Raw genomic sequence first — 17049 nt, forward strand, 5'->3', positions numbered from 1 at the left:
ATAGGCAATTCAAAAAATGATCAACCGAAGTGGAAAAACGCCAGCTTGTTTCCATCAGGGTCACGCACGTAGGCGCCGTAGAACTGATTCGGTATGCGCTGCCCGGGCTCGCCGTCGCAGGTGGCACCCAGATCAATGGCTCGCTGGTAATGTGCATCCACTGCTTCTTTCGATCCTGGTGGAATCGCAAACATATTACCATTGCCGCAGGCGGCGTCTTCTCCGTTCGCCGGCTCACAAACGGCCAGCATGGGTGATTTCATATCCTTGCCGATAAAGGCAATGCGGCCCAGATCCAGCAGCTCTTTCGCACCCAGATCCCCGAGCAGGTCCAGGTAAAATGTCTTGGCCTTGGCCATGTCTTTAACGCCAATCGTCACATATCCGATCATTCTTCTGTTCTCCTGCTTGTCTGGTGAGTCCGGTTATACGATCCAAATAAAAAAACCGAAGGCGAACCTTCGGTTTTTTTCATCTTTGTTGGCTGATCCGGTTATTTCACCGGCGCATTCAGCACATCCAGCACTTCCTCAAGCTCGGTAATCATCTGCCGGATGATCTGCTTGTACTGGGAGGTATCGTCTTTCACCTCGTGGCTGCTGAGCTTCTGCTTGGCTCCGCCAATGGTGTAGCCCTGATCATACAACAGGCTACGAATCTGGCGGATGGTAATGACATCCGCGCGTTGGTAATAACGACGGTTACCACGACGCTTTACCGGCGAAAGCTGGGGAAACTCCTGCTCCCAGTAGCGCAGCACATGCGCTTTTACGGCACAGAGGTCCGCCACTTCGCCAATGGTGAAATAACGTTTGCCCGGTATGGTGGGCAATTCGTTGTTATGACTGGGTTCCAGCATACGCTTCTACTTTTTGTTTCAGTTTCTGACCTGGACGAAACGTAACAACGCGCCGTGCACTGATCGGTATTTCTTCGCCGGTTTTCGGATTTCTACCCGGCCGCTGTTTTTTGTCACGCAGATCAAAATTGCCGAAACCCGACAGTTTAACCTGTTCGTTGTGACTCAGGGCGCCCCTGATCTCATCGAAAAAAGCTTCGACCATTTCCTTGGCCTCACGTTTATTCAGGCCCAATTCCTCGTACAAACGCTCTGCCATTTCCGCTTTCGTCAAGGCCGCCATTGATCAACTCCTCAGTGTTGCCCCAAGCTCCTCTTTCAGTGCGTCTATTACACCACTGAAGAGCGAGTGCACCTCTTCTTCGTTTAATGTGCGTTCAGGATGCTGCCAGAACAGGCTGAGAGCAAGGCTACGGTTGCCTTCACCCAGGCTTTCGCCCTCATAGACATCGAACGCACGCAATGCTGTCAGGTAGTTGCCGGCGTGCTTTTTAGCGACACGCTCAACCTCTGCAAACCCTGTCTCGCTACCGATAATAATAGCCAAATCCCGGCGAACTTCCGGAAATTTTGAAATATCTTTGAAATTAGGCACATATCCGGAAACGATCGAATTCAAGAATAGCTCAAACATCAGAATCGTGCCATTAAGTTCAAGCTTTTTCTGAACTTGCGGATGCAGGGTGCCCAGCCAGCCAACGTGTGTGCCGTCTTTCAACAGCTCTGCGGTCTGGCCCGGATGCAGGGCCGGGTGCTGCCCCGGGGCAAACTGTATTTCCACCCCCAGCATCCGGAAAAGCCCTTCAAGCTCGCCTTTTGCATCGTAGAAATCCGATGCTCTACGACCATTTGCCCAGTTCTCCGGCAGTTGATTACCGACCACGACTCCGGCGAGCATAGGCTGCTGATCAATCCGGTCGCCTTCCTGACGGAATTTCAGACCGGTTTCAAACAGCCGGATGCGCGGTTGCTGCCGGTTCTGATTATATTCAACGGTTTTCAGCAGCCCGCTCCACAGGCTGGTCCGCATAACCGCAAGGTCCGATGAGATCGGATTCGCCAGGGCAATGCCCTCGTCATCCGGGTTCACCAGTGCCTGTACCCTGGGGTCCACAAAACTGTAGGTGATCGCTTCCTGGTAACCGCAATCCACAAAATAATTCTGGATCGCCGATACCGGCCGAACACCTTCTGCCTGCGGGCGAAGACCCAACGAACCGGTAGGCTCGGTAACCGGCAGGTTGTTGTAGCCGTAGATTCGGCCGATCTCTTCGATCAGGTCCTCTTCAATGCTGATATCCGGGCGGAAGCTGGGCACATGCACACGCCAGCCGTTCTTCAGCAGCTTGCCGATGTGCAGCCCAAGGCGGGTCAGAATTTCCTCTACCGTGGTTCTATCAATTTCGACACCAAGAACGTCCGCAACGCGCTGTTCACGCAGGTCGATGGTGCGGTCATCGGGCAAATCGTTCTTGCTGGCGACTTCAACCACTTCCCCCGGTTCGCCGCCCACGATGTCCATTAGCAGCGATGTCGCGCGCTCCATGGCCTCACGGGCGAGCTTGTAATCAACACCACGTTCAAAACGGTGAGAGGCATCGGTGTGCAGGCCGTAGTGGCGGGCCTTACCTGCCAGGGTAATCGGGTCGAAATAGGCGGCTTCCAGCACCAGATCACGGGTCTTCGGGCTGACGCCGGAGTGCTCACCGCCCATCACGCCGGCAATGGCGATAGGTTTGGCGTGGTCGGCAATAATCAGGGTATCAGCGGTAAGCTCCACCTCCTGACCGTCCAGCAGAACCAGCTTTTCACCGGCGTCCGCCATTCTGACCACGATACCGCCTTCAATCTCGTCCCGGTCAAAAGCATGCATGGGCTGACCCAGCTCCAGCATGACGTAATTGGTAACGTCTACGGCTGCGTCGATGGACCGAACACCGCAGCGGCGCAGTTTTTCCTGCATCCACAGTGGCGTTGGCGCACTGAGATCAACGTTTCGCAGAATACGGCCGATGTAGGTCGGGCAACCTTCCGGCGCCCTCACGGCGATATTTGGCACTTCGGAATGTGTGGCTTTTACTGCCTCAATCCCAGGGCCTTCAACCACCAGGCTGTTCAGCACGCCCACTTCCCGGGCAATGCCCTTGATGGACAGGCAGTCGGCACGGTTCGGCGTCAGGTCGACGTCGATGGTGACGTCGTTCAGACCCAGAAACTGGTCCAGCTTTTCGCCCACGGGGGCATCAGTGGGCAACTCCATCAGGCCTTCGTGGTTATCCGACAGCCCCAGCTCCGACTCGGAACAAAGCATGCCCTCGGAGGGCTGACCGCGCAGTTTCGCTTTCTTGATTTTGAACTCGCCGGGCAGCACGGCGCCGACGACCGCAAAAGGCACTTTCAAACCTTCACGAACGTTAGGCGCGCCGCAGACCACCTGAACTTCGGTGGCGCCATCGCTAACCTGGCAGACCCTGAGCTTGTCGGCGTCCGGGTGCGGCGCAACCGCAAGCACTTCGCCCACAACCACGCCGCTGAACTTGCCGGCAACCGGCTCAAAGCCGTCCACTTCCAGACCCGCCATGGTGATCTGGTGCATCAATGCGTGGGTGTCGTTTGCCGGGTTGACCCACTCTCGGAGCCACTGCTCACTGAATTTCATGGTATCTGCCTTGTACTGGAGCTTCTAACTGTAAGATTCTTCTGGCTTCAAAAATTTGCGGGAGCTGGCGTTCTTCTGGCTCTCGGGTCAACGGAACTGGCGCAGAAAACGAAGATCGTTCTCGAAAAACATGCGCAGATCGTTCACCCCGTAACGGAGCATGGCCAACCGCTCGACGCCCAGGCCGAAGGCAAACCCCCGGTATTCCTCGGAATCAATGCCACAATGCTCGAACACTTTTGGATGAACCATGCCGCAGCCCATCACTTCCAACCACTTGATGCTGCCGTCGTCTTCGCGGCCCCACTCTATGTCGACTTCCGCCGAAGGCTCGGTAAACGGGAAGTAGGACGGGCGGAAGCGTACTTCCAGGTCACGCTCGAAAAACACTCGCAGGAATTCCTCCACGGTGCTTTTAAGATCTGCGAAGCTGACATTTCTCTCGACAAGGAGCCCTTCCACCTGATGAAACATGGGTGTGTGGGTCATGTCAGAATCACAACGGTATACGCGGCCGGGGCAGATCATCCGAAAAGGCGGCTTGCCTGCTTCCATGGTACGGATCTGAACCGGTGAGGTGTGGGTACGCAACAGGGTACCCGGATTGAAGTAGAAGGTATCGTGCATGGCACGGGCCGGGTGGTGGCCGGGAATATTGAGGGCTTCGAAGTTATGATAATCGTCTTCGATTTCTGGCCCCTGCTCCACCGTGTAGCCGGCCTTGCTGAAAAACTGCTCAATCCGCTGAAGCGTGCGGGTAACCGGGTGCAAGCCACCCAGGTCCTGGCCCCGCCCCGGAAGCGTCACGTCGATGGATTCGGCAGCCAGTTTCTGCTCAATGGCAACCCTTTCAAGGTTATCACGGCGGGCGTTGATGGCCTGCTCGACCTGCCCCTTGGCTTCGTTGATCTTCTGGCCGGCTGCCGGGCGTTCCTCGGCCGACAGTTTGCCCAGGGTCTTGGCCTGCAGGGTAACCACACCTTTCTTGCCAAGGTATTCAACACGGATCTGATCCAGCGCTTTCAGGTCGTCCGCTTGTTCAACCGCTGCCAGGCCGTCCTGAACGAGTTGATCCAGGTTTTCCATTGCCCCTGCTCCAATCCAGAAATGGAAGTCTACAAACAAAAATAGGGGAAGAGCATGCCCTTCCCCTATCACAAAGCGCCCCTGAGTACTGGGGGCGCCTGAATCGATCATTGATCGATGAAAGAGCTAAGCGATCACAGGGATGCTTTGGCCGTTTCAACAACAGCAGAGAAAGCCTGCTGCTCGTTCATGGCCAGATCGGCCAGAACCTTGCGATCGATTTCGACGTTAGCCTTTTTCAGACCAGCAATCAGACGGCTGTATGACAGACCGTTGGCGCGAGCGCCTGCGTTGATACGGGCAATCCACAAGGCGCGGAATGCACGCTTACGGTTGCGACGGTCACGATACGCGTACTGACCGGCTTTGATGACCGCCTGTTTGGCTACACGATAAACGCGGCTACGCGCTCCGTAATAACCTTTGGCCTGATTCATAATCTTTTTGTGACGACGACGTGCGACCACGCCACGCTTTACACGAGCCATACTCTAATCCTTCTACCTTAAACCTTTGCAGGAATGTTCAGCGGCTGATTTAAATCAGCACGCCGTCATACGCTTGATGGAAGCCACGTCGGACTTGGCAATCAGCTTGGTACCACGGAGCTGACGCTTACGCTTTGGGCTCTTCTTGGTCAAGATATGACTGGTGAAGGACTGCTTGTGCTTGAAGCCGGTGGCGGTCTTCTTGAACCGCTTGGTAGCACCGCTTTTGGTTTTCATTTTCGGCATTTTTTAAAACTCCGCATTCTGTTTTTGGTGAAATCAGTATTACTTCTTCTTGCGGGGAGCCACTACCATGGTCATCTGGCGGCCTTCCATTTTCGGCCGCTGTTCTACCTGGGCAATTTCTTCAATATCCGTTTCGATCCTGTTCATGAGCTTCATACCAATTTCCTGGTGTGCCATCTCACGCCCACGAAAACGAATGGTCAGCTTGCCGCGGTCCCCGTTTTCAAGGAAACGTACCAGGTTGCGTAGTTTGACCTGATAATCCCCTTCTTCAGTTCCTGGACGGAACTTAAGCTCTTTGACCTGCGTCTGCTTCTGTTTCTTCTTGGCAGCCGCTTTGGCCTTCTTCTCATCGAAGATTTTCTTACCGTAGTCCATTATCTTACAGACGATCGGATCGGAATCCGTAACCTGAACCAGGTCAAGAGACGCTTCTTCTGCCTGCTTGATTGCATCTTCAATCGACACTACGCCGACTTGGTTGCCCTCTGCGTCAATAAGACGGACTTCAGTTGCGTCAATATTCTCGTTAATCGGCGCTTTTGGTGTACGCCCCCGATTCGCTCGCTGTTTAATAATCAGATCTCCGTTTTGGTTCTGCCTTTGCGTTCAATTTCGTCAGCCATCAGCTGTTCGAACGCGTCCAGCGATAAAGTACCCATATCTTCACCCTTGCGGGTTCTCACCGCAACGGCGTTGTTTTCGACTTCTTTGTCGCCGACAACTACAAGGAAGGGTACTTTGTTAATAGTGTGCTCGCGGATTTTAAAGCCGATCTTCTCGTTTCTCAAGTCGGCATTTACCCTATAGCCGAGAGAATCCCACTTTTTTGCCAGTTTCTGGCAATATTCCCGCTGAGTATCGGTAATATTCATCACCGCAATCTGGGTGGGCGCCAGCCAGGTGGGAAAAGCGCCTTCGTATTCTTCGATCAGAATACCAATAAACCGCTCGAACGACCCAAGAACGGCGCGGTGAAGCATAACCGGCGTTTTACGTTCGGAATTGTCCGCAACATACTGAGCGCCGAGACGGCCGGGCATGGAGAAATCGACCTGTATGGTACCACACTGCCACACCCGACCGATGCAGTCCTTCAGGGAGAACTCAATTTTCGGACCATAGAAGGCGCCCTCACCCGGCAGCAGCTCCCAATCCACGCCTTCCCGGTTCAATGCTTCTTCCAACGCGGCTTCGGACTTGTCCCAGACTTCATCGGACCCCACCCGCTTTTCCGGGCGTGTCGACAGCTTGTACAGAATCTGGTCGAACCCGAAATCCGTGTAGATTTCGTGAAGCATACCGATAAACGCAGACACTTCCTTCTGGATCGCGTCCTCTTCACAGAAGATATGGGCATCGTCCTGGGTAAACCCGCGAACCCGCATCAGGCCATGCAATGCGCCAGACGCTTCGTTACGGTGGCAGGAGCCGAACTCCGCCAGGCGCAGGGGCAGATCCTTGTAGCTTTTCAGACCCTGATTGAACACCTGAACATGGCAGGGACAGTTCATCGGCTTGATGGCGTAATCATGCTTCTCGGACTCGGTGGTGAACATATCGTCCTTGAATTTGTCCCAGTGCCCGGATTTTTCCCAAAGCGAGCGGGACACCACCTGAGGTGTCTTGATCTCTTTGTAGCCGTAATCATGCTGCTTCTGGCGCATGTACTGCTCGATTTCCTGGTACAGGGACCAGCCATCCGGGTGCCAGAACACCATGCCCGGCGCTTCTTCCTGCATGTGGAACAGGTTCAGCTTCTTGCCGATCTTGCGGTGATCACGTTTTTCCGCTTCTTCCAGCCGATTCAGGTAGGCCTTCAGGTCTTTCTTGTTGCCCCAGGCGGTACCGTAAACCCGCTGCAGCTGCTCATTGCTGGTATCGCCGCGCCAGTAGGCTCCGGCCACCTTGGTCAGCTTGAAGGCTTTGAGCTTGCCGGTGCTGGGCACGTGGGGGCCACGGCACAGGTCAATGAAGTCACCCTGACGGTAGAAAGACAGGTCCTCGTCACCGGGAATGTCTTCGATGATACGGACTTTGTATTCTTCGCCCATCTCGTCAAACAGCTTGATGGCTTCCTCACGAGACATCACCGAGCGGGACACCGGGAGGTCCTGTTTGGCCAGTTCTTCCATGCGCTTTTCGATCCGCGCCAGGTCTTCGTTGGTAAAGGGCCGGTCGTATTTGAAATCGTAGTAGAAACCGTTGTCGATTACCGGGCCGATCGTTACCTGGGCCCCGGGAAACAGCTCCTGGACCGCCATGGCCATCAGGTGCGCAGTAGAGTGGCGGATGATATCCACGCCTTCCTCGTCACGCTCGGTAACGATAGCCAGTTCAACGTCTTCATCGATGGGGTAGCTGGTGTCTACGAGGGTGCCATTCACACGACCGGCCAGCGCTGCCTTGGCCAGGCCTGCGCCAATATCAGCGGCAACATCGTGAACGGTCACGGCTTCGGAAAAACTGCGATGGCTGCCGTCAGGCAGAGTTACAACTGGCATGATTTGCTCCTGTTAGCTCAGAGGTGATCCGTACCAAAGACCACATGGGGTCGGCTCTCCGTGATACAGACCACGGGCCGATTTGCGGGGGAGTTTATCAGAAAAAAACCCGGCAGGTTAATGCCGGGTTCTGTTTGATGCATCGGCCTGAGCAATTCAGGTGACGCTAGCCTCTTCCGGCGTTCGCCGACGCAACTGGCCGAAGGCAATCAAGCCCAATAACGCCAGTGCCGGAATGAACATCAGCTCCTTCGGCGGGCGCTCCAGCTCTACCTGCACCGCATCAATGGTCCAGCCAAAGCTGATGCCTGCATCCTCAGCGGGGCTACCAAAACCGACGAAATCCACGACCATTTCACCATCGCTTTCCGATAGCTCAAGACCTGCAGCCGCCAGGCGCTCTGACGGTGAATCGCCAGCAGGAATCGGAAGCTTGAGATAGGTGGAGACCTCATCCCCGGACAGCGACATACCCGATGCCTTGACGACAATGTCGCCGTCGGCCGGAACCTTCGCCACATGTTCTTCTATCACCGTACCCGGCCGCTCCTCCGTTTCCGGATACACCATGTCCCACCAGTAACCTGGGCGGAACAGAGTGAAGGTGATCAGCAGAAGCAGTGCCGACTCCCATTTGTAGCTCTTGGTAAACCAGTAACCCTGAGTCGCCGCTGAAAAAACCAGCATGGCCGTAACGGCACTGAAGATGGTAATCACCAGGTCGAACCAGCCAGTCAGGCCGATCAGCAACAACTGGGTGTTGAAGATAAACATGAACGGAAGAATGGCAGTCCGGATATCGTAGGTGAAACCCTGGATACCGGTTCTTATGGGGTCTGCTCCTGATATGGCGGCGGCGGCATAAGCCGCCAGCCCCACGGGCGGCGTGTCGTCCGCCAGTATGCCGAAATAGAACACAAACAGATGCACCGCAATCAGTGGCACCAGCAGCCCGTTCTGTGCCCCCAGAGTCACGATGACCGGCGCCATCAGCGTGGACACCACAATGTAATTGGCGGTTGTGGGCAGCCCCATGCCCAATATCAGACTGATCAGCGCCGTGAAGATCAGCATCAACAGCAGGTTGCCGCCGGATATGAACTCAACGAACTGGGTCATCACCAGCCCGATACCGGTCAGCGTAACGGTACCGACCACAATGCCCGCGGTGGCCGTGGCTACGCCGATGCCCACCATGTTCCGGGCGCCGGTCACCAGGGAATGCAGCAGATCACTGAACCCCTGGGTCATTTTCGGAAGCAGACCCGCCTGCCGACGAAAGCAGGCCTTCAGCGGCCGTTGGGTGATCACGATGAAAACCATGAACATGGTGGCCCAGAAGGCCGATAGCTGCGGTGAAAACCGCTCGACGGTCAGGCACCAGATCAGCACCACCACCGGCAGCAGGAAGTAAAGGCCGGTTTTAACCGTCGGCCCGGTCTCGGGAAGCTCGTCCATGGACGATTCCGGGTCATCCTCCTCAAGATCCGGAAAACGGGTGGCATAGCCCACCAGCGCTATGTAGATCAGCAGAACCAGTGGGCCAAGAACCCAGACAGCCGCATCGCCGAAGAGCTCCTTGGTCCAGCCAATGCCGTAGTAGACCGCAAGGGTCAGCACGCAAAGCCCAAGTAGAATCACTACCCAGTTGAGCATTCTCATGGCCAGTGTGGGGCGGTTCAAACGTTCGATGCCCTTCATGCCAAGCTTGCAGGCTTCCAGATGAACGATGTAAATCAGCGCAACATAGGAAATCATCGCAGGCAGAATGGCGTGTTTGATCACCTCCAGATAGGAAATGCCCACATACTCCACCATCAGGAAAGCGGCTGCGCCCATAATCGGCGGCGTTAACTGACCATTAGTGGATGCCGCCACCTCGACCGCGCCAGCTTTGGTGGCCGGAAAACCCACCCGTTTCATCAGCGGGATGGTAAAGGTACCGGTGGTTACCACGTTGGCAATGGATGAACCGGAGATAACACCACTGAGCCCGCTGGACACAACCGCTGCTTTGGCGGGCCCGCCACGCATGTGGCCAAGCATGGCATAGGCAACCTTGATGAAGTAGTTGCCAGCTCCGGCACGCTCAAGAAGCGCGCCGAACAGCACAAACAGGAAAACGAAACTGGTGGAAACGCCAAGCGCAACGCCGAAAACACCCTCGGTGCCAAGCCACATATGAGAGGCCAGCTTGTTGAGGCTTGCCCCTTTATGGGAAATGACGTCGGGCATATAGGGGCCGGCCAACGCATAGATTATGAACACGCCAGCAACAATGGCCAGTGGCAGGCCCAGTGCGCGACGGGTGGCCTCAAGCAGCAGTACCAGGCCACCTAACGCAACAATCAGATCCTGGGTAATCGGCGCGCCCGGGCGCGTCGAAAGCTCTTCGTAGAACACATATAGGTAAGAGGCGGCGAATGCCGCAGCCAATGCCAGAACCCAGTCATAGATTGGCACATGGTCAACATGTTTACCCCGAAACATCGGGTAGGCGGAAAATGCCAGAAAAGCCGCAAACGCCAGGTGAATAGAGCGGGTCTCTGACGAGTTGAACACGCCGATTTCAAGAATATAAGGCAGTGGTGAAGCAATCCAGAGCTGAAACAGGGACCATAGCAGCGGCACCACAAACAATATGACCGCAGCATAGCCCGTGGCTGCCCTGCCACCGGTCTCTGTCTGCAGAACTTCCGTAACTTTGGCCTGATCCATGGCAGTCCCTTCATTGGGCTCGCTATTGCTCATAGCTACGTCCTGGAGAAATGTCGGAGGGAATGCGGCAGGACAGGCAAAAAGCCCGCCCTGCCTTCAGGTCTGCGACTGGATCAGTCGATCAGACCGGCTTCTTTATAGTACTTGGCAGCACCCGGGTGCAGAGGCGCACTCAGGGCGTCACTGACCATCTCTTCCTTTTCCAGGTTGGCAAAGGCCGGATGCAGGCGCTTGAAGCTGTCAAAGTTCTCGAACACCGCCTTGACCACTTCATATACTATCTCGTCTGAAACATCGGTAGACGAAACAAAGGTCGCGGCTACGCCGAAGGTGGTGACATCTTCATCGCTGCCCCGATACATTCCTCCCGGAATGACGGCCTCACGATAATAAGGGTTGTCGCCAATCAGCGTGCGGGTTGCTTCGTTATCAACACTCACCAGAACACTGTCGCAGGACGTTGTGGCTTCCTTGATCGCGCCGGACGGATGCCCGACCGTATAGAAAAACGCATCAATGTTGCCGTCGCAAAGCGCCTGGGACTGCTCCGCCGCTTTCAACTCGGCCGGCAGCGCGAATTTGTCCATGGTCCAGCCCATTTCCTCCATCAGCACTTCCGCTGTCGCCCGCTGGCCGGAGCCGGGGTTGCCCACGGAGACCCGCTTGCCTTCGAGGTCCTCGAAGGTCTTGATGCCAGAGCCCTTGCTGGCCACAACCGTGAACGGTTCCGGATGCAGGGAGAACACAGCGCGCAGCTTTTTGTTAGGGCCGTCTTCTTCGAACTGGCTGGTGCCATTGTAGGCGTGGTACTGCCAGTCGGACTGGGCAACGGCCAGATCGAGTTCGCCCTGGCGAATCGCGTTCAGGTTATACACCGAACCGCCGGTGCTCTCGACGGAGCAGCGAATGCCATGCTCTTTACGATCCATGTTGACCAGTCGGCAGATAGCACCACCGGCCGGATAGTAAACGCCGGTCACACCGCCGGTTCCGATGGTGACAAAGGTCTGTTCCTGAGCGGTTACCGACGTGGCGGCGCCCCCGAAACTGACGGCGGCTGCGACCGCAAGCGCGGAAAACTTCTGTTTCAGTGCCATGACTATTCCCTTTTACTGTTTGTTTTACTCTTCACCCCGCTACACCGCAGGGGGCATGACGTCCTTTTAAACATAGACCACTTTCGCCAAGAAATAAAGGTTGACAGTATCGCTAACTGCCTGACTGGAAACAGAAAAGCCCGCTTGGCGGGCTTTTCTGGTTAAGACTTTAGTCGGCTATTTCTTGCCGCGGGCCTTGGCGACCATGTGATCAGGCCGCAGCAGGAACCGCGCAAGCGCTGGCAACAGCCAGATTGATCCAACCATGTTCCAGATGAACATGAAGAACAACAGCAGCCCCATGTCAGCCTGGAACTTGATGGGCGAGAATATCCAGGTCACCACGCCGATACCCAGGGTAATACCCGTAAAGATAACGGCCTTACCGGTGGACCTGAGCGTTTCGAAGTAAGCGTCCTGAAGGGTTCTGCCCTCGATCAGGAACTTCTCGAGCTTGCTGTAGATATAGATGCCATAGTCAACACCGATACCCACACCCAGTGCAATCACCGGCAGGGTTGCCACTTTGATGCCAATGCCGGACACCGCCATGATGGCCTCTGCAAGGATCGAGGTCAGTCCCAGGGGAATCAGGATACACAGTACCGCACGAACCGAACGGAAGGTCAGCAGACACAACAGGGAAACCACGCCATAAACGAAAGCCAGCATCATGTTCTTGGCGCTGGAAATCACGTCGTTGGTGGCGGCTTCAACACCGGCGTTACCGGCAGCCAGCATGAAGGTGAACTCGTCAGAGTTATTGTTACCCGCAAACTCCTCAACACGCTCGGTCACTGTTTCCAGTGTCTCGGCTTTGTGGTCCTCAAGGAACACCAGCACAGGCGTCAGATCACAGTTGGTGTTGATCAGACCAGCCGGCGCTTCACGAATAGAGGCATTGATGATGGTCTGATTACGGGAAATCTCATACCACTTCCAGTTACCCTCGTTCAGGGCCTTGGTAACGATCTTGGAGACGTCAGCCAGCGAAGCGGATGACTGAACGCCCGGCGTGTTCTGCAACTCCCACTGCAGGTTGTCCATGGCACGGAGCACATTGTACTGGGTACACTGCTCGTCCTCGGTTTTTACCATTACCACCAGAACATCGGCACTGGTCGAGTAATTGTCGATAATGAACTTGTTATCGAGGTTGTAACGGGAATCCGCCCTCAGCTCAGGCGCGCCTTGGTCCAGGTCGCCCACTTTCAGGTCCTGCTTGTAGTAAAGGCCAAGACCCAGGCCAATCACCGCAATCAGTAGTGAAATTGGCGCCACACCCGGATGAGCGAAATAGGACATGACCTTCCACTTGCGGTCATGCTTTTCGTCGTGGTTCTGGACATGTTTGATACCGCCCTTGGAGATACCCACGTAGGACATGATAAGAACGTGCAGCACCAGGTTGGTCAGAATAACGAAAGCCACCCCGATACCGGCAGCAACGGCCAGATCACGAATAACATCGATTTCAATGAAAATCAGAGTCAGGAAGCCAAAGGCATCGGAAACCAGTGCCAGCATGCCGGGAATGTAGAGGGCCCGGAAGGCAAGCCTCGCAGCCATCAGCGAGTCAAACCCTTTCGCGGCCTCTACCGCCATGGCATTGACAATCTGAACCCCGTGACTGATACCGATGGCAAACACCAGGAACGGTACCAGAACAGAGTATGGGTCCAGGCCATAGCCCAGCAGGCGCAAGGTACCAAGCTGTAGGAAAACCGCCACAATCGAAGTAAAAACCGGAACCAGCGTGCCGGTAACGGACCGCGAGTAACCGAACAGCAGCAGGGTTGTCAGAATAATCGTGACGCCCGCAAACCAGGCGATAGAGCCAATCCCTTCAATCAGGTCGCCCACTTTCTTGGCAAAGCCAACAATGTGGATATCGATGTTCGGGTTCTGGCTTTCGTACTTGTTGCGGATTTGCTCTTCCAACTGGCGCGAGAATTCACCGTAGTCCAGCGGCTCGCCGGTTTCCGGGTTTTTCTCGTAAAGCGGTGCGTAAACGATGGTTGACCGGAAATTGTCTGAGATCAGACGACCCACCTCGTTGGAACGCAGCACATTCTGGCGCAGCGCCTCCAGGCTTGCACGGGAACCGTCGTAGTTGTCCGGAATGACTGTGCCACCCTGGAAGCCCTGCTCTGTCACCTCAACCCAGCGAACGTTCGAGGTCCAGAGGGATTTGAGGCCCGAGCGGTCAACACCGTCAAGGTAAAAGACCTCGTCGGTGATCTGCTTGAGGGTCTCCATGTACTCCTGGGTGAAAATATCGCCCTCTTCAACCTCTACCGCTATCCGCACAAAGTTACCGAGGTTCTCAAGGTCATCCCGGTGCTCAAGCATATTCACGATGTAGGGATGCTCAAGCGGAATCATTCGCTCAAAGCTGGCATCCGGCTGAATCTTGACGGCGTTGTAGCCCAGAAACAGGGTCAGAAAAAAGAAAGCAATCAGGATGATCGCCCGATTGTTGAAAATCAGCCGCTCCAGGAACGGCTCCGCGTTCGGCGTGGTGATGTAATGTTCGCCCTTGTCATGCTTCGGGTTCGACATTAAAAAGCCCCTCTAAATTCGTTCTGTTGGTGCCGCATCAGGGCGTTATTGTGGGTTCCGGCCGCGGGCATCGGTGAGTTTCACACCGCCCTCGCCAAAAATCAGGAGATCAGTGCCGGGCAGAGGCACAACGTCCATCACCCCTTCCCTGTCATCACGGAAATAGGGCCGGAAGCTCTCACCGCCGTCGCTGCTCATCAATACGGCGCCGCTGTTGCCAACCAGCGTAATACGGCCATCTTCTGCTACCACGCCGTCGTTCAGCGTCGCCCCACCTTCATTTGGGACCACCTTCCAGCTTTTTCCCATATCCGTAGACTTGAAAGTGGTTCCACGTAACCCGAAGACCAGGACTTCATTCACATTGCCTGTGCCGAGTGCACCAAACAGTGAACCCTCGTAAGGACTTTCGCGCTGCTCCCAGGTGTCGCCGTTATCGACTGATACGAAGATCTGGCCGGCTTCACCGGCAATAACCAGGGCGCCGCCGGTAATCTGCACAATGCTGTTCAGGTGAAAACTTCTGGGGTTGTCGAGCTGGGGCCCCATATCCTGCCAGGTTTGTCCTCCGTCCGTCGTGCGCAGGAACATGCCGTAAGCGCCGACAACAAAGCCATGGCTCTCGTTCTCAAACCAGACATCCAGAAATGGGTTTACTGGGCCAATCTCCAGATCCGCTTCCATATTTTCGAGAGAAAAAATCAGATCATCCAGAGCCCATTCAAGATCATCCACTTCCTCTTCAGGAGCTTCCTCAATACGCGCCTCCATGGCTTCAATCTGCTCCTGGCGGCTTGCAATCGCCAATTCGGCTGCATCAATGCCCGTCAGTTGGAGGTCCCAGGTTTCGCCGGCATCGCTGGAGTGAAGCACCACGCCACTGTGGCCGACGGCCCAGCCGTGATTATCTGTGCCAAAATCAATCCCAGTCAGGGTCACCGACACCGGTACTTCGGCCTGAGTCCAGGAATCGCCGCCATTATCCGAGAAGATAATATGGCCCCGTTCGCCGGCCGCCACGATTCTGTCACCGGCACGATCTGCATCGGTCAGCAGATTTTCTGGCGCGAGATCCGTGGGCATGGAGGGTTTTTCTATGATGTCTGCGAGCGCCAGCACCTGGGGGGCAGCCATTGTCATGGACAGACCAAAGCAGGCCGCTCCAAGGGTGTTGCGCATCAACCTTTTAGCCATTCAGATTGCCTATTGTGTTGTGTTGAACAGTGTCAGTCTTCATCCCAAAGTACCGACGCCGGGCATGAATAAACCGATGGCCTTTCGACCATCGGTGTATTTGCCGCCATCAGCCTGTGGCGTTTATTTGCCAATTCGTCTCAAAACCGGGCCTAGCGAACGCTCCTGCGGCGCAGCGAAGCCGGCGAGAAGTAACGAAGATTCGGAACATCGTTGGTGAATTCACGGGTGGACGATTCTTCCGTGTCAAGCCCGAGGACATGGTAACGACGCGCCTGAAGATCGTGGTACACATCCAGTGTAGTCCACACGCCGGGAAGCTCGTAATAATTCTTTGCCATGCCCATGGTAACGCGCCAAAGCGCACCGCGGCCGTCGTACTGATCCAGCAACAGAGTGTTCCAGCTGTCTGCGTCCACATAGAAGCGGCGCTTGCCGTATATGTGGCGCTCACCCTCTTTCAGGGTCGCCTCAACCACATGCACACGGTGCAGCTCCCAGCGGGTAAGTTCCGGGTTCAGGTGGGCAATACCCAGGATCTCCGAATAGGGCGTGCCCTTCTCGCTCAACCGGTAATTGTTGTAGGGCACGTAGATTTCACGCATGCCCTCGTAATTCCAGTTATAACGGTCCAGGGCGCCGTTGAAGATATCGGTATCGTCGGCGGTACGCAGGTTGTCCGCCGCTGCAATCGGGGAATCATAGCCCAGGTTTGGCGCCCGGCGAACCCGGCGCTGGCCGGCGTTGTAGCCCCAGCCGTTACGTGGGTTAATAATCTGGTTCAGGGTTTCGTGAATCAGGATTGCGCCACCGGCCAGACGCGGAGGCGACTGGGTGAACGACAGATAATAGAAGATCACGTTGTCCAGCGTCTCTTCGCTGCCTTCCGGGTTATAGAAGTTGAAAAAGGCCTCCTGCTGGGAGGTCACAAGGCCATAGTCGCCGTCGGTCTGCACCGCCACTTCACTGGAACGACGGGTAATGGACACACCACGCCAGCGGGTCAGGTGGTTCCAGATAACCTGCCAGGCTTTTTCTTCGTTATTGCCGTGAAGAATCGGGAAAGGATAGCCACCGAAGGCTCCATCGATGCCCTCACCCTGGCCAACAATTTCAGCGCTGGTGGCGTTGTCTTTGGTATTTTCAGCAACCCAGTCAGGCACCGCATGGGTGCGCCGGCTCTGGTAAACCGGCATATTGAAGGTTGTCGGGTAGGCGTCCAGCATGGCCCGAAGACCATCGGTCAGATACTCGTCGTACTGTTCAGCGTTAGTGGCATTGATGGTGAACAATACCTGGTCATCCGGAAACGGGTTGATGTGATGCTGACCACTGCCCTTGTAGCCGGATGGCGCGTCTTCAGTGGTCAGGCCGCCGGTCCAGGGCGGAATTGTACCCGCCTCATTGCCGGCCTTTACCGAACCGAAGGGCGTAAGCTCCTGCCCCAGCCGGGCGGCTTCACTGGCCGATACAGCGGCCATGGCGGGCGAAACAAACATTGAAGCGGCAAGCAAGCTGCCAAGAAACACTTTTTTATTGTCGGTCATCGGAAAACCTTAACGATGTCTGAAAGCCTTCAGGAAGGCTTTTCTTATTGTGAAATCTTCTTTGCAAATCCTGCACTCATGGATGGTGA

Annotated in this window: 14 protein-coding genes; all 14 read right to left on the reverse strand. The window is 55.5% G+C overall.

Features of this window, described 5'->3' with window-relative positions; translation table 11 throughout:
* Nucleotides 1-20: 20 nt before the first annotated feature.
* Nucleotides 21-392 (reverse strand): VOC family protein, encoded by a 372-nt coding sequence (locus E5Q11_RS06065; RefSeq protein ID WP_135802531.1) that lies wholly within the window; start codon nucleotides 390-392, stop codon nucleotides 21-23.
* A gap of 101 nt (nucleotides 393-493) precedes the next feature.
* On the reverse strand, nucleotides 494-859 hold the full coding sequence (locus tag E5Q11_RS06070) for a MerR family transcriptional regulator (RefSeq protein WP_135802532.1): 366 nt from the start codon (nucleotides 857-859) through the stop codon (nucleotides 494-496).
* Nucleotides 840-1142, reverse strand: a complete 303-nt coding sequence (gene ihfA / locus E5Q11_RS06075; protein ID WP_007151838.1) for an integration host factor subunit alpha — start codon at nucleotides 1140-1142, stop codon at nucleotides 840-842. The genes E5Q11_RS06070 and ihfA overlap by 20 nt, the downstream gene beginning before the upstream one ends.
* Nucleotides 1143-1145: 3 nt before the next feature.
* Complete coding sequence (gene pheT / locus E5Q11_RS06080; RefSeq protein ID WP_135802533.1) at nucleotides 1146-3518, reverse strand: phenylalanine--tRNA ligase subunit beta; 2373 nt, start codon at nucleotides 3516-3518, stop codon at nucleotides 1146-1148.
* Nucleotides 3519-3605: 87 nt separating this feature from the next.
* A complete protein-coding gene (gene pheS / locus E5Q11_RS06085; RefSeq protein ID WP_135802534.1) occupies nucleotides 3606-4604 on the reverse strand; it encodes a phenylalanine--tRNA ligase subunit alpha in 999 nt (332 codons plus the stop codon).
* 134 nt (nucleotides 4605-4738) lie between these two features.
* On the reverse strand, nucleotides 4739-5092 hold the full coding sequence (gene rplT, locus E5Q11_RS06090) for a 50S ribosomal protein L20 (RefSeq protein WP_135802535.1): 354 nt from the start codon (nucleotides 5090-5092) through the stop codon (nucleotides 4739-4741).
* Nucleotides 5093-5146: 54 nt separating this feature from the next.
* Complete coding sequence (rpmI, locus tag E5Q11_RS06095) at nucleotides 5147-5338, reverse strand: 50S ribosomal protein L35 (protein ID WP_007151842.1); 192 nt, start codon at nucleotides 5336-5338, stop codon at nucleotides 5147-5149.
* A 39-nt stretch (nucleotides 5339-5377) separates the two neighbouring features.
* A complete protein-coding gene (infC, locus tag E5Q11_RS06100) occupies nucleotides 5378-5920 on the reverse strand; it encodes a translation initiation factor IF-3 (RefSeq protein ID WP_135802536.1) in 543 nt (180 codons plus the stop codon).
* A complete protein-coding gene (thrS, locus tag E5Q11_RS06105; RefSeq protein WP_135802537.1) occupies nucleotides 5917-7842 on the reverse strand; it encodes a threonine--tRNA ligase in 1926 nt (641 codons plus the stop codon). The genes infC and thrS overlap by 4 nt, the downstream gene beginning before the upstream one ends.
* A gap of 156 nt (nucleotides 7843-7998) precedes the next feature.
* Entirely contained in the window at nucleotides 7999-10593 is a 2595-nt protein-coding gene (locus E5Q11_RS06110) for a TRAP transporter permease (RefSeq protein WP_135802538.1), read from the reverse strand.
* 80 nt (nucleotides 10594-10673) lie between these two features.
* Complete coding sequence (locus E5Q11_RS06115; RefSeq protein ID WP_135802539.1) at nucleotides 10674-11657, reverse strand: TAXI family TRAP transporter solute-binding subunit; 984 nt, start codon at nucleotides 11655-11657, stop codon at nucleotides 10674-10676.
* A 177-nt stretch (nucleotides 11658-11834) separates the two neighbouring features.
* Nucleotides 11835-14219 (reverse strand): efflux RND transporter permease subunit, encoded by a 2385-nt coding sequence (locus E5Q11_RS06120; RefSeq protein ID WP_135802540.1) that lies wholly within the window; start codon nucleotides 14217-14219, stop codon nucleotides 11835-11837.
* Between the two features lie 45 nt (nucleotides 14220-14264).
* Nucleotides 14265-15413: a WD40/YVTN/BNR-like repeat-containing protein gene (locus E5Q11_RS06125; RefSeq protein ID WP_225314855.1), complete on the reverse strand. Its 1149-nt coding sequence runs from the start codon at nucleotides 15411-15413 to the stop codon at nucleotides 14265-14267.
* Nucleotides 15414-15565: 152 nt separating this feature from the next.
* A complete protein-coding gene (locus tag E5Q11_RS06130) occupies nucleotides 15566-16960 on the reverse strand; it encodes a DUF1329 domain-containing protein (RefSeq protein WP_135802541.1) in 1395 nt (464 codons plus the stop codon).
* Between the last annotated feature and the right edge of the window lie 89 nt (nucleotides 16961-17049).

The organism is Marinobacter confluentis (assembly GCF_004785685.1).
GTDB lineage: Bacteria > Pseudomonadota > Gammaproteobacteria > Pseudomonadales > Oleiphilaceae > Marinobacter > Marinobacter confluentis.

Coding starts and splice junctions, on each gene's coding strand:
- ihfA (WP_007151838.1), bottom strand. CDS start 1,142: ATGGCGGCCTTGACGAAAGCGGAAATGGCAGAGCGTTTGTACGAGGAA.
- E5Q11_RS06110 (WP_135802538.1), bottom strand. CDS start 10,593: ATGAGCAATAGCGAGCCCAATGAAGGGACTGCCATGGATCAGGCCAAA.
- E5Q11_RS06115 (WP_135802539.1), bottom strand. CDS start 11,657: ATGGCACTGAAACAGAAGTTTTCCGCGCTTGCGGTCGCAGCCGCCGTC.
- thrS (WP_135802537.1), bottom strand. CDS start 7,842: ATGCCAGTTGTAACTCTGCCTGACGGCAGCCATCGCAGTTTTTCCGAA.
- E5Q11_RS06125 (WP_225314855.1), bottom strand. CDS start 15,413: ATGGCTAAAAGGTTGATGCGCAACACCCTTGGAGCGGCCTGCTTTGGT.
- E5Q11_RS06130 (WP_135802541.1), bottom strand. CDS start 16,960: ATGACCGACAATAAAAAAGTGTTTCTTGGCAGCTTGCTTGCCGCTTCA.
- E5Q11_RS06120 (WP_135802540.1), bottom strand. CDS start 14,219: ATGTCGAACCCGAAGCATGACAAGGGCGAACATTACATCACCACGCCG.
- pheS (WP_135802534.1), bottom strand. CDS start 4,604: ATGGAAAACCTGGATCAACTCGTTCAGGACGGCCTGGCAGCGGTTGAA.
- pheT (WP_135802533.1), bottom strand. CDS start 3,518: ATGAAATTCAGTGAGCAGTGGCTCCGAGAGTGGGTCAACCCGGCAAAC.
- E5Q11_RS06065 (WP_135802531.1), bottom strand. CDS start 392: ATGATCGGATATGTGACGATTGGCGTTAAAGACATGGCCAAGGCCAAG.
- rplT (WP_135802535.1), bottom strand. CDS start 5,092: ATGGCTCGTGTAAAGCGTGGCGTGGTCGCACGTCGTCGTCACAAAAAG.
- rpmI (WP_007151842.1), bottom strand. CDS start 5,338: ATGCCGAAAATGAAAACCAAAAGCGGTGCTACCAAGCGGTTCAAGAAG.
- E5Q11_RS06070 (WP_135802532.1), bottom strand. CDS start 859: ATGCTGGAACCCAGTCATAACAACGAATTGCCCACCATACCGGGCAAA.